Source organism: Herminiimonas sp. (genome assembly GCF_030655415.1).
Map to the genome: position 1 here is coordinate 15,095 of NZ_JAURVN010000011.1, position 21,405 is coordinate 36,499.

Sequence of the window (21,405 nt, forward strand, 5' to 3'; positions counted from 1 at the left end):
TTTGATCGTAGATCGCGCCAAGTATTTTTAGACAAGCACCAGATTATCGCGGTGTATCAATTCCTGCTCTTCGGCAAACCCAAGAATAGACAGAATCTCCGTAGAAGATTTTCGCATGATGCGACGCGTCTCTGAACTTGTATAGTTCGTCATGCCGCGCGCAATCGCACGGCCATCGGTATCAACGCAAGTAATCACGTCCCCACGCCCAAACTCACCTTTGACATCGGTCACACCGATAGGCAAAAGTGATTTACCTTCCGCAGTTAATTTTTGGACAGCACCAGCGTCCAGCACAACCTTGCCGGCTGTTTGCAAATGATCGGCCATCCATTGCTTTCTGGCAGTCAGTTGTGCGGTTTGTGCCGTCAGTTGTGTACCTATCGCTTCGCCAGCAGCAAGCCGACTCAAGACGCGATCTTCTCGCCCCCAGGCAATCACGGTATGCGCTCCTGATAGAGCAGCGCGTTTAGCAGCAAGAATTTTAGTCAACATGCCGCCGCGACCCAGACTACTACCTGCCCCGCCCGCCATTGCTTCCAGTGTTAAATCGCCAGCCTTGGCTTCATGCACAAATTCTGCATTGGGATCTTTACGTGGATCAGCAGTAAACAAACCACGCTGATCAGTCAGAATAATCAAGGCATCGCCTTCGATCAAGTTGGCTACGAGCGCACCTAAAGTATCGTTATCACCAAACTTGATTTCATCGGTAACGACGGTATCGTTCTCGTTGATGATAGGCACGACGCCGAGACGCAATAAGGTGAACAGCGTCGAACGTGCATTCAGATAACGCTCGCGATCAGCAAGATCTGCGTGCGTCAACAACACTTGCGCGGTGCGCACATCGTGTTGGCGGAAACTGGTTTCGTAAATTTGTGCAAGGCCCATTTGGCCTACTGCGGCGCATGCCTGCAATTCATGGATGCCAGTCGGACGTTTGTCGAAACCAAGACGTTGCATGCCTTCGGCAATCGCACCCGAACTGACGAGCACCACTTCTTTACCGAGACTGCGGAGATGGACAATTTGCTCTGCCCATTTTTGAATAGCAGTTGCGTCCAAGCCCTTGCCATCGTTAGTGACTAGAGAAGAACCAACCTTGATGATGACGCGCTTGGCTTGTTGAATGACAGAGTTCATGCTTTGTAATCCGGCGCTGTTTTTATCGTTGCTTGAACAGTCGCTCAGCATTGCCTGAGCGCTGCATATCTTCGCAATTTTATTATTTAATGCGGGATTGCCACTAGCGTGGCAATCCGTTTAATGCCTACTTCAATCGATGATTTTAAACCGCGGGTCATCCGGATCAATCGAATCAATGCCGCGCGCTTCTTCCACCATTTGTGGTGTTTCTTCTGTACGCTGCTCTGCCAGACGTTGCACCGAAATATAGTCGTAGATCTCGGTTACCAGCTCACTACAACCATCACGTGTTAGTGCCGAAATTTCAAAGACTGGACCTTTCCAGCCAAAGCGTTTGACGAAATCTTTCACGCGTTTTACGCGCTCTTCATCAGGAACCATGTCGAGCTTATTCAAAACCAACCAGCGTGGTTTATCGAACAAGGATTCGTCGTACTTTTTCAATTCTTTGACGATCGCCTTGGCTTCTTTGACCGGATCGACATTATCGAAGGGCGCCAGATCGACGATATGCAACAGCAAACGTGTACGTTGCAAATGACGCAGAAATTGAATACCTAAACCGGCGCCATCCGATGCACCTTCGATCAGGCCAGGAATATCGGCGATCACGAAACTCTTTTCGTGACTAACGCGTACCACGCCCAAATTTGGATGCAGAGTCGTAAATGGATAATCAGCAATCTTCGGCCGTGCATTTGAGACAGCAGAAATGAAGGTAGATTTACCTGCATTCGGCATACCGAGCAAACCGATATCGGCGAGCACTTTCAGCTCAAGCCGCAGTTCACGTCGTTCGCCTTCTTTGCCCTCAGACTTCTGACGTGGAGCGCGATTGGTCGATGATTTGAAATGGATATTGCCCCAGCCGCCTTCGCCGCCTTTGGCAATCAAGACTTCCTGGCCATGCTCGGTCAGATCGGCAATCAATTCACCGTCATTGTTGTCGATGATCAGCGTGCCAACCGGCATGCGCAGTTTGATATCGTCCGCGCCTTTACCGTAGCAATCCGCACCGCGACCGTTTTCACCATCGCGCGCCTTGTGCATTTTTGAATAGCGGAAATCAACCAGCGTATTGATGTTGCGATCTGCAACCGCAAATATGCTGCCACCCTTGCCGCCATCACCGCCATCCGGGCCGCCGAACGGCCTGAATTTTTCACGACAAAAGGAGGCGACGCCGTTGCCGCCATCGCCGGCAATGACTTCGATTTTTGCTTCGTCGATAAACTTCATAATATTGTGCCGCCATAAAACTAAAAAGGCTCTACCTGGGGCAGAGCCTTTCGATTGAAGGCTTTCGCCTTACTTCGCTTACTTAAGAAAACTTAAGCAGGTAATACTGTAACGTAGTGACGTTGCAATGCGCCTTTGGTAACAAAAGCTACTTTGCCATCGGTCAATGCGAACAAAGTGTGATCCTTGCCCATGCCGACGTTTTCGCCTGGATGCATCTTGGTACCGCGCTGACGAACGATAATGCCGCCTGCATTGATAGCTTGACCACCGTAGACTTTAACGCCAAGTCGCTTTGACTCTGAGTCACGACCATTTCGCGTAGTGCCGCCGCCTTTTTTATGTGCCATTTCTGACTCCTTGTATCTGTTTAGTCCGAGTCAGCGGCTTAGCCGTTGATCGAAACGATCTGCAATTCGGTGTAATTTTGACGATGGCCTTGGTGCTTCTGGTAATGCTTACGGCGACGCATCTTGAAAATCGTTACCTTTTCGTGACGACCATGGGAGACAACCGTAGCAAGGACCGTAGCACCTTCAACCAGTGGAGCACCAAACTTAATGGTTTCTCCTGCGCCCAATGCGAGCACCTGATCAAGGGTGATTTCGGATCCAATGTCTGCCGGTATCTGTTCTACTTTAAATTTTTCACCAGCGACAACTTTATATTGTTTGCCACCGGTTTTTATGACCGCGTACATGTGAAACCTCATCAATTGATTAAAGGACTTTTCTCTCTTCGAATCGCCGGAATTACTCAGACGGAATCGGGAAAACTTCCAATTATACATGGACTTACCCTATCGGTCAAAGCCCTTAATCAGATCCGTTTTAAGGTATCAAGAAACATGTCTTTTAAGAAATAACCCGTTCCCTAGCCGCAACATGCACGCGTTCACCGCATTTGTCGTCGTATAATTCTCACTCGTCCATGCTCATTCATCAGGCTTACACTTGGCTTCCGCTTCTACTTCTTCCGCACAAAACCTGCTCATACAACCCATCGCCGCAGATCTGAACGCAGTCGATACGGTGATACGCCAAAAACTCCACTCGGAAGTGGCGCTGGTCAACCAAATTGCGGAATACATTATTAGCGCAGGCGGCAAACGCATACGCCCAGTGCTGGTTTTATTGATAGCGAACGCTTACAGCTATCGCGGCACCGACCATCACCAATTGGCCGCTGTAGTCGAATTTATTCATACCGCTACCTTGTTGCATGACGATGTTGTGGACGAATCGTCACTAAGACGCGGCCGCAAAACTGCCAATGCCCTATTCGGAAATGCAGCATCCGTGCTGGTGGGCGACTTCCTTTATTCGCGCGCTTTCCAGATGATGGTCTCGGTTGGCGACATCCGCATCATGCAGATCCTGGCTGATGCGACCAATGTGATTGCCGAAGGCGAAGTCCTGCAATTGCTGAACATGCACGATCCGGATGTTTCAGAAGAGCGCTATACCCAAGTTATACGCTCCAAAACTGCCAAATTATTCGAAGCTGCCGCCCAATTGGGCGCACTGATTGCGGGGGCTTCGGATGCAGAAATCGAAGCCGCAGCAGAATATGGCCGTTCGCTCGGCACCGCGTTCCAACTGATTGATGATGTACTGGATTACTCAGGTCAGGCCGACGATATTGGCAAAAATGTGGGTGACGATTTACGCGAAGGCAAAGCCACGTTGCCGCTGATTTATCTGATGGAACATGGCACAGAAGAACAACGCCAACTCGTGCGTAATTGCATCGAAAACGGCGACGAACAGCATTTCGATGCAGTTCTATTCGCCGTTACGACATCCGGTGCGCTCGATTACACCAAGCGTAAAGCCGAAGAAGCCTCAGCGCGAGCGAGTGCATCCATCATTAGCTTACCTGAGAGTAAGTTCAAGGAAGCACTGCTTAAATTGAGTGATTTCGCGGTTCATCGAAATCACTAATTTAGACTGATTGCCATCAAAGCCGTTTTTCAAAAAAGTAAATACAAAAACCTGAGCCAAACTCATTGTTTTGAATGATATTTATAGTATCTCCACATCGCTAATCACAACCTAAAGTATCGCACCCAAGCCAAATGTTGCATTTTGTTGTTTAGAGAAGTAACAAGCCCTCCGATATCTTTACAAAACAGATGCTTAGAGGCATTATCTAACGCACCTTCGATGTTTCAATCGATCCATTCGGCATAAATACAATGGCTGCAGTCCTCCCTAGCTCGGCGTCAAATAGTGCGATGTCAGGTCTTGCTCGCGCATTGCTGCAAGCTGGACAAATAACGCCGCAACAAGCCGACACGATAGCCAAACAAGCGACTAGCGAAAAAATTGCATTTATAGACGCGCTCCTCAAAAGCGATATCTTGAATGCATCAAGGCTAGCGGCATTTTGCTCTCAGACATTTGGTTATCCACTCCTCGATTTAGCCGCTTTCAATAGCGGCAATCTGCCCGAAAAAATAATTGATGCGAAGCTGATGCAAAGTCAGCGCGTGATTGCACTTGCCAAGCGCGGCAATAAGGTATTGATTGCGATTTCAGATCCCACCAATTCCCAGGCATTGGATCAGATCAAGTTTCAGACGCAGTTGACTGTCGAACCTATCATCGTCGATCACTCGACATTGCTGAAGTTGATCGAGAAGCTTGGGCAGAGTGCCGAGCAAGACTTAAACGAACTGATAGGCGATGACCTAGAAATTGATTTCGTTGAAGAAGATCTGGAGGCTGCGACTGAAGGCGGCACCACCGATATCGATGACGCCCCGGTCGTCAAATTTTTGCAAAAGATTCTAGTCGATGCGATCAACCTTGGCGCATCCGATCTTCATTTTGAACCATTCGAAAAATTCTATCGCATCCGTTTTCGTGTCGATGGTGTACTGCGTGATATTGCGCAACCGCCATTAGCGATCAAGGAAAAATTAGCCTCGCGTATCAAGGTTATTTCCAAGCTGGATATTTCGGAAAAACGCGTACCGCAAGACGGCCGCATGAAGCTTGTGATGTCGAAAACGCGCTCCATCGATTTCCGCGTCAGTACTTTACCGACGCTGTTTGGCGAAAAGATCGTGATGCGGATTCTGGATGGTTCGCAAGCACAGATGGGCATCGAGGCACTCGGCTACGATCAGGATCAAAAGGAAACGCTGATGAATGCGATTCAGCGACCTTACGGCATGGTACTGGTCACAGGTCCGACAGGTTCCGGCAAAACTGTCTCACTCTACACTTGCCTGAACATTCTGAACAAACCTGGCATCAATATTTCAACGGCAGAAGATCCCGCCGAGATCAATTTACCAGGTGTGAATCAGGTCAATGTGAATGACCGTGCAGGGCTGACTTTCCCAGTCGCATTGAAAGCCTTCCTGCGGCAAGATCCAGACATCATCATGGTCGGCGAAATTCGCGACCTGGAAACCGCTGACATCGCTATCAAGGCAGCGCAAACCGGCCACATGGTTTTCTCGACGCTGCACACCAACGACGCGCCTGCGACCCTAACCCGCTTGATGAATATGGGCGTCGCGCCTTTCAATATTGCATCGTCGGTGATTTTGATCACTGCGCAACGTTTGGCTCGCCGTCTTTGTACGTGCAAACAGACTACTGTTATTCCAGATGAGGCTTTGCTGGAAGCAGGCTTTCATGAAGACGATCTGGATGGTACCTGGCTCCCCTACAAACCAGTAGGTTGCGAGCGTTGCAGTGGCAGCGGCTACAAAGGTCGCTTGGGCATTTATCAAATCATGCCGATCAGCGAAGAAATCGAACACATTATTCTGAATCACGGTACCTCTCTGGAAATCGAAGCACAGGCAAAAAAAGATGGCGTTCGCACCTTGCGTGAATCAGGCCTGAGAAAAGTCAAACAGGGTATGACCAGCCTGGAAGAAATTCTGGGTTGTACAAACCAATAATAAAGAGGTCTAGGGATGGCAACTTCAGCACGTAAGGTTGGAAGCAGCACACTTGCCAAGGAGGCTGTTTTTGTCTGGGAGGGCAAGGACAAAGCAGGGAAAATCGTACGCGGTGAACTACGTGCAGGTGGGGAATCTGTCGTCAATGCGACGCTACGTCGGCAAGGTGTGTTGGTCACCAAAGTTAAAAAGAAAACTTATCGCAGCGGGAAAAAAGTTTCTGATAAAGACATCACACTGTTCACTCGTCAACTGGCAACCATGATGAAGGCTGGCGTACCGCTGCTTCAATCATTCGATATTGTTGCCAAAGGCAATGACAATCCATCTGTCTCAAAATTGATTCAGGACATTCGTGCGGATGTGGAAACCGGGACCAGCCTGAACCAAGCGTTCCGCAAATTCCCATTGTATTTCGATCCACTTTTTTGCAACCTGGTTGGCGCAGGCGAACAGGCGGGTATTCTGGAAGACTTGTTGACGCGACTTGCGATATACAAGGAAAAAACGCTAGCCATCAAAGCAAAGATTAAATCTGCATTGGTCTACCCCGTTGCGATTTTAGGCGTGGCATTTCTTGTGACCGCAGTCATCATGATTTGGGTCGTACCTGCCTTCAAGGAAGTGTTCAAAAGTTTCGGCGCCGATCTACCCGCACCAACGTTGATGGTGATGGCGATTTCCGACTTCTTTGTCTCGTATTGGTATCTGATATTCGGATTACTGTTTGCTGGCCTCTATCTGTTTTTCCAATCGTGGAAACGTTCATTGAAAATGCAACGCACTATGGATAGATTGCTGTTGAAAGCACCTATCTTTGGCGCAGTAATACGTAAAGCGACGATTGCACGCTGGACACGTACACTCGCGACCATGTTCGCCGCTGGCGTGCCGCTAGTGGAATCGCTTGATTCGGTAGGTGGTGCCGCTGGCAACGCAGTATATCTGGATGCAACGAAGAAAATTCAGAACGAAGTCAGTACCGGCACCAGCTTGACTGTTGCAATGCAAAACTCCGACGTATTTCCAAACATGGTCACGCAGATGGTATCGATCGGCGAAGAGTCCGGCTCACTCGATAATATGCTCGGCAAAGTTGCCGACTTTTATGAAGATGAAGTCGATGAAGCTGTGGCTTCACTTTCCAGCCTGATGGAACCGCTGATCATGGTCATTCTGGGTGTCCTCATCGGCGGCTTGGTTATCGCCATGTATCTCCCAATTTTCAAACTGGGTTCCGTGGTCTGATGATGGAGTTACTTTGGTCTGCGCCTGCGGGTAGCGTATTACCCGCAATCGTTGCTGGTGTATTCGGTTTGCTGATTGGTAGTTTTCTCAACGTTGTGATTCATCGCATGCCGAAAATGATGCAGCGTGAATCCGACAACTACGTTGCGCACGAAAGTGGCAAGCCTCTGCCGCACGAAGACCGCTACGATCTGGTAATGCCGCGCTCCGCTTGTCCGCAGTGCGGACACCAGATTACGGCGAAAGAAAATATTCCCGTCTTCAGCTATGCATTTTTACGCGGTAAATGCATAGCCTGCAAAACGCATATCTCGATTCGTTATCCTATCGTTGAATTACTAACGGGCGTGTTGTCAGCTTTGCTGATCTGGCATTTTGGTAGCGGCTTGCTCGGTCTTGCGACGCTGGTCTTTACTTATCTTCTGATCGCAATGACGTTTATCGACGCTGATACGCAGTTGCTACCGGATGATTTGACCTTGCCTTTACTCTGGCTAGGCTTGCTCATCAATCTGAACGGCGCCTTTGTACCTTTGGAAGAAGCTGTGATGGGTGCGGCGGCAGGTTATTTGAGTTTGTGGTCGATTTATTGGCTATTCAAGCTGGTGACTGGCAAAGAAGGCATGGGTTACGGCGACTTCAAGTTATTAGCGGCGCTAGGCGCATGGTTAGGCTGGAAAATGCTACCGGTCATCATTTTGCTATCGTCCTTAGTCGGAGCTGTAGTCGGGATTGCATTGATTGTGCTGGCAAAACGTGGTCGCGATATTCCAATCCCATTCGGCCCCTACCTCGCAGCCGCCGGTTTGCTGACTTTGTTTTACGGCAAACCTTTGGCACAAATGTATTTAGGCTTTTACTGAGCAGATGGCAGCTCCAGCATCCCAGCATCGATTTTCCATAGGCTTGACCGGCGGCATTGGTAGCGGCAAAAGTACAGTTGCCGACATGTTTGCTGCGCATGGTGCTGCCGTAATCGATACCGATCTGATTGCACACCAACTGACGGTCGCAGGAGGCCGCGCAATCGACGCGATCAAGCTGGCGTTCGGAGCAGACTTCATCGCAGCTAGCGGGGCTTTGGATCGAGCAAAAATGCGCGAAGCTGTGTTTGCTGATCCTGCAGAGAAAAAGCGCCTAGAAGCTATTCTTCATCCGTTGATCCGCACAGAAACCGAACATGCTGCAGCGCAAGCACAAGGTGCGTATATATTGTTCGTAGTGCCATTGCTAGTCGAGTCCGGATTGTGGAAGCAAAGAGTGTCACGCGTGTTGGTAATCGACTGTTCGGAAGAAACGCAAATCCGCCGTGTGATGCAGCGCAATAAACTCACCGAGCCGCAAGTACGCGCCATCATTGCCGCGCAGGCGCCACGCGAAGCCAGACTCGCAGCAGCAGATGAGATCATCATCAACGATAGCGATACAGCGGCGCTGGTCCCGCAAATACAGCGTTTGCACGATTTATATGTGTCACTGGCCGGCTGTGGTTGAACATCCTCTTATACTTACGGTCTATCAACATTAATATTCGCTGAAATTGCGTGAAATCCAGGCATGCAAACGCAGTGATCGCAAACAAAATTGCACCTGCATTTGTAATTTGCCTCGGCTTCGTTCAGAATCACACAATTAGCTCGTATTGCCCGCTTTAAACTTTAAAGGGATGCCACTTTGATTGTCTACGAATACCCTTTCAACGAGCGTATTCGCACGTTGTTGCGGTTAGAAGACCTGTACGAGAAATTCGCTTTCTTTGTCGGTCATGATCATCCGCAGCACCATCACGTCGCCCTCTCCACAATTTTCGAAATGCTGGAAGTAGCCGGTCGCGCCGATCTCAAATCAGATCTGCTGCAAGAACTGGAACGTCAGAAGCAAACCCTACTCGGATTCAAATCCAATCCCAATGTCGAAGCAGAAATGCTGGATGCAATCCTGTTCGACATCGAGCGTATCAGTACCGCACTAGTCGCGTCACAAGGAAAAACTGGCCAGCATATACGCGAGAATGAATGGCTGATGAGCATACGTGGCCGCACCATCATTCCAGGCGGCGCTTGCGAATTTGATCTGCCGTCCTATTACGCGTGGCAAAATGATTCCGCTGAACAGCGTCTGGCGGATATCAATAAATGGTTTACGCCGCTGGCACCATTATTCGACGCAATCGGCATGATCTTGCGCTTGCTACGTGAGTCGGGACGTCCGGTAAAAATGATTGCGCAAGCAGGTAGCTACCAGCAAATGTTGCAAGGTAAGGCCTACCAAATGCTGCGCTTGAATATTGATGAAGGCTTGGGTGCGATTCCCGAGATATCCGCCAACAAATACATGTTGTGGATACGTTTTACCTCGCAAGATGGCGATATGAAACCGAAAGCGTTCGAAGGCGATGTGCCGTTCGAGCTGAGCTTGTGCAGTTTTTGATTAGATAGTTTTTATGGTTACGATAGTTGATTGCCCAACATGCGGCACCAAAGTGGAATGGTCGGAAATAAGCAAGTTTCGGCCCTTCTGTTCCAATCGCTGCAAGCAAATCGACTTGGGTGCCTGGGCTGAAGAGAAGTATGTAATTCCAGTCGTCAATCCACTGGACGATCTGGACGAAGATATTCCTCCACCGCCACAACCTTAATCAGCCACGCAACGTTTAAAACAGCGCGTTCGCTGAATAGCGCTACTATTTACGTCACTCACTGACGTAACTTATCGAGCCATTCAATTAATGGAATAGTAGCCGGCAATAGCGGTTCGACACCAACGCAACCCTGCCAGGCAAATGCTTGATTTTCCAGACTTTGCGGATCACCACGCCATTCCCGGCTGATGTAAAAGTGCAAGCGCACATGCGCATGCGGATAAATATGTTCGACGCCGCACCACGGTTCTGCAGAAACAATCTCTACTCCCAACTCCTCAACGAACTCGCGCTTCAAGGCATCGAATATCGCTTCGCCAGCCTCAACTTTTCCACCGGGGAATTCCCAATAACCCGCGTATGGTTTTCCCTCTGGTCGTTGACCGAGCAGCACGTCGCCATTCGGCTGCATCAAGATACCGACTGCGACATCAATAGGTTTAGGCTGGACTTCAGACATAAGAGCACGGGAAAAGTATCAAGGGGGCAAGTTCAAACGGCACGCAAGCATACATCTTGCACGCCATGTAAATCACTTCGGCAGTTTGCCGGCATAATCCTTGGCGAATTGCCATGCCACACGACCAGAGCGTGAACCGCGCTGCAAGGCCCACTGTAAAGCCGCGGTTCTAGCTTCTTCAATCTGCTGTGGATTGCAGCCAAAATGGGCCAGCCAATGGGCAGCGATATCCAGATAGTCATCTTGCCGGAACGGATAAAAGGTCACCCACAATCCAAAACGTTCAGACAGCGAAATTTTTTCTTCTACTGTCTCGCCTGGATGCAGATCGCCGTTGTCGTCTGTCTTGTAGCTGGCGTTGTCCGACATACGCTCTGGCAGCAAGTGCCGCCGATTCGATGTTGCATAGATCAGCACATTGTCCGATTGCGCAGAGATGCTACCGTCCAACGCCACCTTCAATGCTTTGTAACCACTCTCGCCTTCTTCAAACGACAGATCGTCACAAAAGATGATGAAGCGTTCAGGCCGACCAGAAACCAAATCCACGATATCCGCAAGATCGCCCAGATCATCTTTGTCGACTTCAATCAGGCGCAAACCTTGGTCTGCAAATTGATTCAGGCAAGCCTTGATCAAGGATGATTTTCCTGTACCACGTGCGCCGGTCAGCAGTACATTGTTTGCAGGAACACCATCAACGAACTGCTTGGTGTTCTGTTCGATCTGCTGCTTTTGCGGACCAATGTTATGCAGATCCGTCAACGCGATAGGCGACAAATGCGCAACCGGCTGCAAATAGCCGCGACCATCTTTACCGCTGGATTTGCGCCAGCGAAAGGCGATGCCTGCATTCCAGTCCGGCGTAGCAACTGCAGGAGGCAAAATAGCTTCCAGGCGACCGAGTAAAGCTTCGGCACGGGTTAAAAACTGTTCAAGTTGTGTCATGTTATTCAGCGTAATTAATTACTTCAAAGCGTATTTCAAAGCGCGGTTCCAAGCATGCTTTACAGCCTTGGTTCAGCCGCGCACGCGACGTATATCAAGAACGGTAATCGGCATTGATCGTCACGTATTCATGCGATAAATCGCAGGTCCAGATGGTGGCATCTGCGTTGCCGCGACCGAGTTTAACCCGCACAGTAATTTCGCTTTGCTTCATCACGCGTTGACCGTCTTCTTCCTTGTAATCCGGATTGCGGCCGCCGTTTTTTGCGACCCATACGTCATCCAGATACAGATTCAATTTGCTTACATCCAGATCATCGACACCGGCGTAACCGATAGCGGCGAGGATGCGGCCGAGATTTGGATCAGACGCAAAGAAAGCAGTTTTAACCAATGGCGAATGCGCAATCGAATAAGCGATCTTGCGGCACTCTTCGACATCGTTGCCTTCTTCTACCGTCACTGTAATGAACTTGGTTGCACCTTCGCCATCACGCACGATCATTTGCGCCAACTCTTGCGACAAGCCAAGAACCGCGGCAGCGAGTGCCGTGTATTCCGGCGTATCAATCGCATTGATTTCCAGCGGTGAAGTACCGGTTGCGATCACGATGAACGAATCGTTGGTCGATGTATCACCGTCGATCGTAATGCAGTTGAATGAGCGATCAGCTACTTGCTTGACCATATGATCCAACACCGGCTGCGCCACTTTGGCATCGGTTGCCATAAAGCCCAGCATGGTCGCCATATTTGGCTTGATCATGCCAGCGCCTTTGCTCACGCCAGTCAGCGTAATCGTATGACCGTTGATCGTGACTTGACGCGATGCGGCTTTCGGCTGCGTATCAGTGGTCATGATCGACAAGGCCGCGTTGTGCCAGTTGTCTGATTTTAAGTTCGAAATGGCTTGCGGCAAACCGGCGACTAAACGATCAACCGGCAATGGTTCGAGAATCACGCCGGTAGAAAACGGCAGGATTTGCGATGCATCGCAATCCAGCAATTTTGCCAATGCGGCACACGTAGCATTCGCATCCGCCAGCCCGGTTTCGCCAGTGCCGGCATTCGCATTGCCAGTGTTAATAACCAGCGCGCGTATCGGCGCTCCAACTTTGCGATTCGCCAAATGTTCTTTGCAGACTTGTACCGGTGCGGCGCAAAAGCGATTCTTCGTGAAGACGCCAGTCACAGTTGCAGTCGGCGCCAATTTCATCACCAACACATCTTTGCGATTGGCCTTGCGTATTCCCGCTTCGGCTTGACCGAGCTCGATACCGGCAACTGCGGTCAGATTTTCAGGAATGGGAAGAGGGAGATTGACGGCCATGGCTTTAATTTATGTAAGGTTAAAAAATAGAACTACATCGATAGCAAGCGCTGAATATAGTGTTCAACGACGAATACTGAATTCAGAAGCTATCGCAAATGGATATTGTAAACGCTTGAACCAGCATCAGCAGAATCCGCGCTCAGTACGCAGCCGCCAAAGTAAAAGGGCGGGTGAGATATAAACCCACGCGCCCTTCATTGTTCAGTGCTTGATCAGAACTTACGCGAGACGACCATGACACTGTTTGTATTTCTTGCCGCTACCGCAAGGACATGGATCGTTACGACCGACCTTCGGCACTTCATTTACTTGCGGCTGTGCACCAGCGTCGCTAGCTTGTGCGGTTGGCGCCAGCAATTCTTCCGGCGCTGCATCTGGATCAAAATCAGCATGTTGGTAATGCACATTTTCCACATTGGATTGTGACAGTTGTTCTTCTGCCGCTTCGATTTCTTCACGTGATTGTATGCGCACGGTCATCACCGTTTTAACTACTTCGTCCTTGATCAGATTCAGCATTTGACCAAACAGTTCGAAGGCTTCACGTTTGTATTCCTGCTTAGGATTTTTTTGCGCATAGCCGCGCAGATGAATACCTTGACGCAAATGATCCAAAGCAGCCAGATGTTCACGCCAATGCGAATCGACGCCTTGCAGCATGACGCCACGCTCAAAGCCGCCAAACGATTCCTTGCCGACGATACCGACTTTGTCGTCGTAGACGGCGTCAGTTACCTTCAACAAACGCTCAAGCAACTCTTCGTCCGTGATGTTTGGCTCTGCTTCGAGCACAGCAGCCACTGAGAAATCGATTTGCCATTCGTTGCGCAATACATCATCCAGCGTTTTCAAATCCCACTGCTCTTCCATCGATTGTTCAGGCACATAAGTGCGGAACAGATCGTGGAATACGCCTTGGCGCAATGAGGTGATCAACTCCGACACATCCTGCGTAGCCAGCAATTCATTACGCTGTTGATAGATCACTTTGCGTTGATCGTTGGCGACGTCATCGTATTCCAGCAATTGCTTACGAATATCGAAGTTACGTGCTTCAACCTTGCGTTGTGCCGATTCAATCGAACGCGAAACAATGCCCGCTTCAATCGGTTCGCCTTCCGGCATTTTCAAACGGTCCATGATCGCGCGTACGCGGTCACCGGCGAAAATGCGCAGCAAAGCATCGTCCAGCGACAGATAGAAACGTGAAGAACCCGGATCGCCTTGACGACCTGAACGACCGCGCAACTGATTGTCGACGCGACGTGATTCGTGACGTTCGGTACCAATGATGTGCAAGCCACCAGCAGTAACCACGTGATCATGCAGCGATTGCCATTCGTCACGCAATTTTTGCGCTTGCGCTGCTTTATCAGCATCGGACAAATCGGGATTCGCCTCGATGATCTGTACTTGTTTGGCGACGTTGCCGCCCAATACGATATCCGTACCGCGACCGGCCATATTGGTGGCAATCGTGATTGCTTTAGGACGACCTGCTTGCGCAATGATTTCCGCTTCGCGTGCATGCTGTTTAGCGTTCAGCACGTTGTGCGGCAATTTTGCTTTAGTCAAAATGCCTGACAACAATTCGGAATTTTCAATCGAAGTCGTACCAACCAATACCGGCTGACCACGCTCGTAGCAATCCTGAATATCCTTCAGCATCGCGCCGTATTTTTCTTCCGACGATTTGTAAACCTGATCTTGACGGTCTTTACGTTGGTTCGGACGATTCTGTGGAATCACGACGGTTTCGAGGCCGTAGATTTCCTGGAATTCGTACGCTTCGGTATCAGCAGTACCGGTCATGCCGGACAACTTGCCGTACATACGGAAGTAGTTCTGGAATGTAATCGACGCCAAGGTCTGATTTTCATTCTGAATACGTACGTGTTCTTTCGCTTCAACCGCTTGATGCAAACCGTCAGACCAGCGACGACCAGTCATCAAACGACCGGTGAATTCATCGACGATCGTCACTTCATCGTTCTGCACCACGTAATGCTGATCCTTGTGATACAGCGTGTGTGCGCGCAAAGCGGCGTACAAATGATGAATCAAGGTGATGTTGGCAGCGTCGTACAGCGAAGCGCCTTCTGGCAGCAAACCCATGCGCGTCAGGATTTGTTCGGCTTTTTCGTGACCAGCTTCAGTCAACAAAACTTGATGCGATTTTTCATCCTTGGTGTAATCGCCAGGGACTTCTACCGTTCCTTTGCCATCGGGAGTTTCTTCACCGATTTGCAGAGTCAGCAACGGCGGTACTTCATTGATCTTGTGATACAGCTCAGTATGATTTTCAGCCTGTCCGGAAATGATCAACGGCGTACGCGCTTCATCGATCAGAATCGAATCCACTTCATCGACGACGGCAAAGTGCAAATCGCGTTGGACGCGATCAGCCACGTCGTAGACCATATTGTCACGCAGGTAATCAAAACCGAATTCGTTGTTGGTACCGTAGGTGATGTCGGAGTTGTATGCGCTCTGCTTCACATCGTGCGCCATCTGCGACAGATTGATACCTGTGCTCAAACCGAGCCAGCCGTACAAAGTGCCCATCCATTCGGCATCGCGTTGCGCCAAATAATCATTGACCGTCACGACGTGCACGCCTTTGCCGACAAGCGCATTCAGATATGTAGGCAGGGTCGCCATCAGGGTTTTACCCTCGCCTGTGCCCATCTCTGCAATTTTTCCATAATGCAGCGTCATCCCGCCTATCAGCTGAACGTCGAAGTGGCGCATCTTCAAGACGCGCTTACTCGCTTCGCGGCAAACGGCAAAAGCTTCCGGCAAAAGGTCATCGATGTTTTCGCCTTTGGCGAGACGCTCCTTGAATTCCGGCGTTTTGGCTTGCAAGGCCTCGTCCGATAATTTTTCCAGCGCCGGCTCGAAGGCATTGATTTCGCGAACGGTCTTTTGGTATTGCTTGAGTAAGCGCTGATTGCGGCTACCGAAAATCTGAGTCAGTAATGACATGCTTGGATTCTAAAAAAGGCGCCTTGAAACAATCAAATACAGCAACCACCACTTGGGCTGCATCGAATTGGGCTTGGGCTAAATTATGGATTTTATCATGTGGTTTCCGGCATATTGGGCTTATCAGTCCGGAAACAATAGCTAGTTCATGAAACGGGCACTTGATCTTGCAGCAATCTGACCTTTGTAATGCGATTTTGTTCTTGGTCTGACCGTTACAGCACCCTATTCATCGAGAATAAAACGATTATCTGTTTTCACTCCTCATTTATTTCTCACTACCACTTACCTTACTTGCCAGCCAATCTGGCCTGATTCGCGCCGGCAATCAAGAACTTGTGCGGATCCTGCGCCACGCCTTTGATGCGGACCTCAAAATGCAAATGCGGCCCGGTCGAACGCCCCGTGGTACCGATATCGGCGATATGCTGACCACGCCGCACGATATCGCCGACATGCATTAACAAACGTGACGTATGCGCATAACGCGTGATCATGTCATTGCCATGATCAATTTCCATCATGTTGCCGTATTGCGGATGGAATTCCGCCACCGTCACGACGCCGCCGGCAGCCGCCATGATGGGCGTACCGATAGGCGCTGCAAAATCGATTCCTTCGTGCATCGTGCTGCGACCTGAGAACGGATCAAGTCTGCGTCCAAACGTGGAAGCGTTATAGCTGACGTTGACCGGCTGGCTGGTAGGCAACAATTTGGATTTGATCTTGTCTCTCATCAACGTCGACTCAACCACATTCATGTAATCGGCACGGCGCTCGACGTCATGCGACATTGCATCGAGCAATGCCTTGAATTCCGACATGGTTAGATCGCGGCTACTGGTGCTATCCATAGGCTCGACGCCGCCGCGGCCCGGCAACTCTTTGAAATTAAATTCAGTTGGTTTGACTCCGGCCAAACCTTGTACACGTTCGCCCAAAGCGTCCAGACGCATCAATTGCGCCTGCATTTCACCGACGCGGCGTGCCATCAAGGCGAGATTTTCTTTCAGGAATTTGTCTTTTTGCGCTTCGTCGCCTTGCGCCACACCCGTGAACATTTCGCGGAATGGGGATGGCAGACTCGCTGCATTGCTGGATACAAAATAGAACAACAGAGATGTGACTAGCAAAACCGCCGCGATGAAAGCGACGACCACCAACATCAGATGCCGATGCGTCAAAGTGACGGATTTGGCGTGGGTAAAACGTGGGTGCAACAAAATAATCTGCATCGCGACTCCCTTGCCTCGCCGGTTGAGGACGAGGTGTGATAAGGTTTCATGACGATGCGCGCACCCTCATTTACCCCTTTCAAGCAAAGCTCTCCTTTCACTAAAACTGCGAAAGGTGCTGCGGAATTCTTACGTTCCCACGACCAGATGGCTGCATTGCTACCATCCATCACTCGCATGGCCGCACTGCAAAAAGATTGTGCAGCGGCGCTTCCTGCCATGTTTACGCACTGCGCCGTATTGCAGTTCGAGGCGGACCAGCTGGTTCTATCGGTTCCGAACGCGGCGCTGGCTGCGAGACTAAAGCAACAATGTCCAAAATTACAAGAGCAATTGTTACAGCGGGGATGGCAGGTTAATGCAATACGCCTCAAAGTGCAAGTCGCCAAAATGCTTGTAAAATCAACAGCTTCCAAGCAATTGGTGCTGCCAACAGAAGCTGTTTCTGCATTTAACGAACTCAGCCACACCTTGGAAAACTCGCCACGCAACGAGGCGCTAAAAAATGCGCTCGCAGCATTAATGCAGCGTAGACGTACGGAAAAGTAAGGTTTTAGGGAGCGACGCAAACGAGCCACACCCCCGCATTAAAGCCTGACTTAGCTCAACACCCACTCCAGATCAGCCTGACGCGCATAGTCTTTAGGCGCAGATTCGATTTTTTCGAAGGTAACAATTTCATAAGCATCTGGCTGCTCAAGCAGAGCTCGGACCAAAAGATTATTCAGCATGTGGCCGGATTTGTGCGCGTTATAGCTGGCAATCAGCGGATAACCGACCAGATATAAATCGCCAATTGCGTCCAGGATCTTGTGCCTTACAAACTCATTGTCGTAACGCAGGCCATCGGTGTTGAGGATGCGATATTCATCCATCACAATCGCGTTTTCCAGCGAGCCTCCACGAATCAAACCCATCCCGCGCAAGGTTTCCATATCCTGCATGAAACCAAAAGTACGGGCGCGCGCCACATCTTTGACGTAGGACTCGAAACTGAAATCGATCTCGGCGGTTTGGCCAGTGGCATCGACTGCAGGATGATTGAATTCGATGAAAAACTTGAGCTTGAAGCCTTCATAGGGCTCAAGGCGCGCCCAGATTTCGCGATTGCCGCTACCGTGACGTACTTCGACTGGCTTCTTGATGCGAATGAATTTTTTGGCTGCGTCCTGCTCCTGCAAACCCGCTTGCTGTAGCAGAAACACAAAGGACGAAGCAGAACCGTCCATGATCGGCACTTCTTCGGCCGTCAGGTCGACATATAGATTGTCGATGCCGAGACCAGCACAAGCGGACATCAGATGTTCGACGGTCGAAACCTTGGCCTCGCCCACTTGCAAAGTAGAAGCCATGCGGGTATCGCCGACACGCAGCGCTTGCGCGGGCAGTTCGACAACAGGGTCGAGATCGACGCGATAGAACACGATGCCGGTGTCAATAGGAGCTGGGCGCAGCGTCAATTCGACCTTGGTGCCTGAATGCAGGCCGACGCCGACGGACTTGACTGTTTGTTGGATGGTGCGTTGTTTTAGCATCTGGCGATTATAGCAATCGTGGGGGGAATTCGCGTGGCGATGGTTGGGGGAATTGTGTTGAAAACAACAGGGGGTTTTGCTTGTTGGCACCAGCGTAAGACGCTCTTTGGTCTTAATAAAATGTTCTCTTGGAGGAGAATCAGTTGCCGGGGGTAGCCCGGCTGCTACTCACTTTTCTTGCTTCGCCAAGAAAAGTAAGCAAAAGAAGGCGACCGCGAAGCCGCTGCCCTTCGGGTTCCCGTCTGTGCAAATCAAAAAATGGGAAGCGAACGAAACTCGCCTGCGGCTCAGACAGCGTTCACTTCTTTTTCCATTTTCTGCTCCGCACAAACGGCAGCGTCACAGCGGGTGAAGATCAACGGCAACAGCGTTCTCGTGAGCTAACTTGGAGTTCAATGAGTAAGGTAGTTGATCTTACGGTCGCGGTTGCGGTTGCGGTTGCGGTTGCGGTTGCGGTTGCGGTTGCGGTTGCTTTTGACCTTAACCGCATGTGACGTTGCCAAGGCAAGCGGTCGTCAGGCGGATAAAGAGTGCAAACCTGTTTGAGCACAGCGAGTTTGTTTGTGCTCCCGACTGATGATCGTTTGACTTGGGTACCCGCGCAGCGGGCAACGGCTTCTGCGTCGCCTTCTTTTGCTTACTTTTCTTGGCGAAGCAAGAAAAGTGAGTAGCCGCCGGGCTACCCCCGGCATACCAACTTTCATCGAAGAGAGAAAGCCATTACCAACAAGAGCACGCACAAAACAAAATAACAAAGCCCAAACCAAACCTACAAACAAAAAATGCCGCCCGATCTTTCAATCGGACGGCATTTCCAAAAACAGAAAAACTTAAATCTGTTCCAGCAATTTTTCTGCTGTAGAAACTTCCAGATGACCGCTGTCTTCAACGTTCAATTGTTTGACGACGCCGTCTTCAACCAACATCGAATAACGTTGCGAACGAACACCCAGGCCGCCTTTGGTCAGATCGAATTCCAAACCCAAAGCTTTGGTGAATGTGCCGCTGCCGTCAGCGATGAAACGTACTTTGCCGACTGCTTTTTGGTCACGGCCCCATGCGCCCATGACGAATGGATCGTTAACCGAGATGCACCAGATTTCATCAACGCCTTTGGCTTTGAACTGGTCCGCTGCCTTGATGTAGCCAGGAGCGTGTGTTTCTGAGCAGGTTGGTGTAAATGCGCCTGGAACCGCGAAAATTGCGATTTTTTTGCCTTTGGTTGCTTCGTGCACCATGACTTTGCTTGGGCCGATTGAGCAAGCTTCAGTTGCTACATCGATGTATTCCGCGAGACGCGCTTCTGGCAATTGATCGCCAACTTTGATTGTCATATGAATTCCTTTGATTAATTTTTACGGCAATGCCGATTAGTAAAACGCCGCGCACTTGGCGCGGCGTAGAAACCGAAGTATGCCTTGTTCTGTCGGTTTTTGCAGGTGGTTTGACAACTTTCGTCGCACCACCTACGTCTATTCGTACAGAATTAGTGCATTAATTAGTCGGCTTGTTTGCGAAGGAATGCAGGAATGTCGTAGGTTTCCATGCCGTTCTTTTCCAGCGCGCGCACCGTATCGGAAGCCGATTCACGACGCCATACTGCCGGCGCTTTCAAACCGTCAAACGCTGGTTGAGCGCTGCCGTGCGTCATGCCTGCAGCCATACCGGTATTCGCCATCATTGGTTCATTATGCGTACCAGTGCGCAACATTGGTGTTTGCACCAGTTGCACGCCTTTACGCGCACGACCCAAGCCGGTCGCAACGACTGTTACGCGGATGTCGTCGCCCATTTCATCGTCGTACGCGATACCTTGCGCGATCGATGCATCAGGTGCGGCGAAGGCGCGCACGGTTGCCATGACTTCTTTGATTTCTTTACCTTTGAGACTGCGGCTTGCTGTCACATTGACCAACACGCCACGTGCGCCGGACAAGTCGATACCGTCGAGCAGAGGTGATGCAACTGCTTGTTCTGCTGCGATACGCGCACGATCAACGCCGTGCGCTGTCGCGGTACCCATCATTGCCTTGCCTTGTTCGCCCATGATCGTTTTGACGTCATTGAAATCGACGTTGATGTGACCTGGGACGTTGATGATTTCTGCAATACCTGCGACGGCGTTGTTCAGCACGTCATCTGCGTGTTGCAGCCATTCGATCATGCTGTCGTCTTCATAGATCTCTTCCAGTTTTTCGTTCAGGATGATGATCAGCGAATCAACATGCTGGCCCAACGCTTCCAGACCTTCGTCAGCGATGTCCATGCATTTTTTGCCTTCGTACGAGAATGGCTTGGAAACGACAGCCACTGTCAACGCGCCTTGTTCACGCGCGATTTGCGCAATGATCGGTGCTGCGCCGGTACCCGTACCGCCGCCCATACCGGCCGCGATGAAAACCATGTGCGCGCCGCGCAATGCGTCTTCGATACGTGGACGTGTTTCTTCCGCCAATTGACGGCCGACTGCAGGCTTCATACCAGCGCCCAAACCGGTTTCACCGATTTGAATGACGTTATGTGCCTTCGACATTTGCAAGGCTTGCGCGTCGGTATTAGCGACGATAAATTCCACACCGCTGACGCCGCGGTTGATCATGTGTTGTACAGCGTTGCCACCAGCACCACCAACGCCAACCACTTTGATCACGGTACCTTGCGTTACATTCTCGAGCATATCGATTTCCATGATTATTTCCTTAAAGAAGTT

At 50.3% G+C, this 21,405-nt stretch carries 20 protein-coding genes; 8 read left to right on the forward strand and 12 right to left on the reverse strand.

Annotated features, from left to right (window positions below; genetic code table 11):
- Positions 1-27: 27 nt before the first annotated feature.
- The 4 genes from proB to rplU all read right to left on the reverse strand — a co-directional run bounded on the left by proB (position 28) and on the right by rplU (position 3,088).
- Complete coding sequence (proB, locus tag Q7T66_RS08515) at positions 28-1,146, reverse strand: glutamate 5-kinase (RefSeq protein WP_304932912.1); 1,119 nt, start codon at positions 1,144-1,146, stop codon at positions 28-30.
- A 132-nt stretch (positions 1,147-1,278) separates the two neighbouring features.
- Positions 1,279-2,388, reverse strand: a complete 1,110-nt coding sequence (cgtA, locus tag Q7T66_RS08520; protein ID WP_304932913.1) for an Obg family GTPase CgtA — start codon at positions 2,386-2,388, stop codon at positions 1,279-1,281.
- Between the two features lie 92 nt (positions 2,389-2,480).
- Positions 2,481-2,738 carry a 50S ribosomal protein L27 gene (gene rpmA, locus Q7T66_RS08525; RefSeq protein WP_304932914.1) on the reverse strand — a complete coding sequence of 86 codons (258 nt, stop codon included), beginning with the start codon at positions 2,736-2,738 and terminating at the stop codon, positions 2,481-2,483.
- A 38-nt stretch (positions 2,739-2,776) separates the two neighbouring features.
- Positions 2,777-3,088 (reverse strand): 50S ribosomal protein L21, encoded by a 312-nt coding sequence (gene rplU, locus Q7T66_RS08530; RefSeq protein WP_112990891.1) that lies wholly within the window; start codon positions 3,086-3,088, stop codon positions 2,777-2,779.
- 253 nt (positions 3,089-3,341) lie between these two features.
- On the opposite strand from rplU, the gene ispB reads away from it, so the two are divergent.
- The 7 genes from ispB to yacG all read left to right on the forward strand — a co-directional run bounded on the left by ispB (position 3,342) and on the right by yacG (position 10,196).
- Positions 3,342-4,331, forward strand: coding sequence for an octaprenyl diphosphate synthase (gene ispB, locus Q7T66_RS08535; protein ID WP_304932915.1), 990 nt, complete (start codon positions 3,342-3,344; stop codon positions 4,329-4,331).
- A 254-nt stretch (positions 4,332-4,585) separates the two neighbouring features.
- Positions 4,586-6,310 carry a type IV-A pilus assembly ATPase PilB gene (gene pilB, locus Q7T66_RS08540; RefSeq protein WP_304932916.1) on the forward strand — a complete coding sequence of 575 codons (1,725 nt, stop codon included), beginning with the start codon at positions 4,586-4,588 and terminating at the stop codon, positions 6,308-6,310.
- Between the two features lie 15 nt (positions 6,311-6,325).
- Positions 6,326-7,558, forward strand: a complete 1,233-nt coding sequence (locus Q7T66_RS08545) for a type II secretion system F family protein (protein WP_304932917.1) — start codon at positions 6,326-6,328, stop codon at positions 7,556-7,558.
- Positions 7,558-8,421, forward strand: coding sequence for an A24 family peptidase (locus Q7T66_RS08550; RefSeq protein ID WP_370691630.1), 864 nt, complete (start codon positions 7,558-7,560; stop codon positions 8,419-8,421). Before Q7T66_RS08545 ends, Q7T66_RS08550 begins: the two co-directional genes overlap by 1 nt.
- Positions 8,422-8,425: 4 nt before the next feature.
- A complete protein-coding gene (gene coaE / locus Q7T66_RS08555; protein ID WP_304932919.1) occupies positions 8,426-9,052 on the forward strand; it encodes a dephospho-CoA kinase in 627 nt (208 codons plus the stop codon).
- Between the two features lie 180 nt (positions 9,053-9,232).
- Positions 9,233-9,988 (forward strand): cell division protein ZapD, encoded by a 756-nt coding sequence (gene zapD / locus Q7T66_RS08560; protein WP_304932920.1) that lies wholly within the window; start codon positions 9,233-9,235, stop codon positions 9,986-9,988.
- A 13-nt stretch (positions 9,989-10,001) separates the two neighbouring features.
- Positions 10,002-10,196 carry a DNA gyrase inhibitor YacG gene (gene yacG, locus Q7T66_RS08565; protein ID WP_304932921.1) on the forward strand — a complete coding sequence of 65 codons (195 nt, stop codon included), beginning with the start codon at positions 10,002-10,004 and terminating at the stop codon, positions 10,194-10,196.
- Between the two features lie 58 nt (positions 10,197-10,254).
- Here the strand turns inward: yacG and Q7T66_RS08570 are convergent, their stop codons facing one another.
- The 5 genes from Q7T66_RS08570 to Q7T66_RS08590 all read right to left on the reverse strand — a co-directional run bounded on the left by Q7T66_RS08570 (position 10,255) and on the right by Q7T66_RS08590 (position 17,160).
- A complete protein-coding gene (locus Q7T66_RS08570) occupies positions 10,255-10,659 on the reverse strand; it encodes an NUDIX domain-containing protein (protein ID WP_304932922.1) in 405 nt (134 codons plus the stop codon).
- 72 nt (positions 10,660-10,731) lie between these two features.
- Entirely contained in the window at positions 10,732-11,607 is an 876-nt protein-coding gene (locus Q7T66_RS08575) for an ATP-binding protein (protein WP_304932923.1), read from the reverse strand.
- 94 nt (positions 11,608-11,701) lie between these two features.
- On the reverse strand, positions 11,702-12,937 hold the full coding sequence (gene argJ, locus Q7T66_RS08580) for a bifunctional glutamate N-acetyltransferase/amino-acid acetyltransferase ArgJ (protein ID WP_304932924.1): 1,236 nt from the start codon (positions 12,935-12,937) through the stop codon (positions 11,702-11,704).
- Positions 12,938-13,159: 222 nt separating this feature from the next.
- Positions 13,160-15,925 (reverse strand): preprotein translocase subunit SecA, encoded by a 2,766-nt coding sequence (secA, locus tag Q7T66_RS08585; RefSeq protein ID WP_304932925.1) that lies wholly within the window; start codon positions 15,923-15,925, stop codon positions 13,160-13,162.
- Between the two features lie 290 nt (positions 15,926-16,215).
- Positions 16,216-17,160, reverse strand: coding sequence for a M23 family metallopeptidase (locus Q7T66_RS08590; RefSeq protein WP_304932926.1), 945 nt, complete (start codon positions 17,158-17,160; stop codon positions 16,216-16,218).
- Between the two features lie 177 nt (positions 17,161-17,337).
- Here Q7T66_RS08590 and Q7T66_RS08595 point away from each other — a divergent pair, with 177 nt between their 5' ends.
- Positions 17,338-17,709, forward strand: a complete 372-nt coding sequence (locus tag Q7T66_RS08595) for a DciA family protein (protein ID WP_370691631.1) — start codon at positions 17,338-17,340, stop codon at positions 17,707-17,709.
- Between the two features lie 50 nt (positions 17,710-17,759).
- On the opposite strand, the gene lpxC is transcribed toward Q7T66_RS08595, so the two are convergent.
- The 3 genes from lpxC to ftsZ form a co-directional block, all read right to left on the reverse strand.
- Positions 17,760-18,695: a UDP-3-O-acyl-N-acetylglucosamine deacetylase gene (lpxC, locus tag Q7T66_RS08600; RefSeq protein ID WP_304932928.1), complete on the reverse strand. Its 936-nt coding sequence runs from the start codon at positions 18,693-18,695 to the stop codon at positions 17,760-17,762.
- Between the two features lie 830 nt (positions 18,696-19,525).
- A complete protein-coding gene (locus tag Q7T66_RS08605) occupies positions 19,526-20,029 on the reverse strand; it encodes a peroxiredoxin (protein ID WP_304932929.1) in 504 nt (167 codons plus the stop codon).
- Positions 20,030-20,193: 164 nt separating this feature from the next.
- On the reverse strand, positions 20,194-21,384 hold the full coding sequence (ftsZ, locus tag Q7T66_RS08610; RefSeq protein WP_304932930.1) for a cell division protein FtsZ: 1,191 nt from the start codon (positions 21,382-21,384) through the stop codon (positions 20,194-20,196).
- Positions 21,385-21,405: the final 21 nt, after the last annotated feature.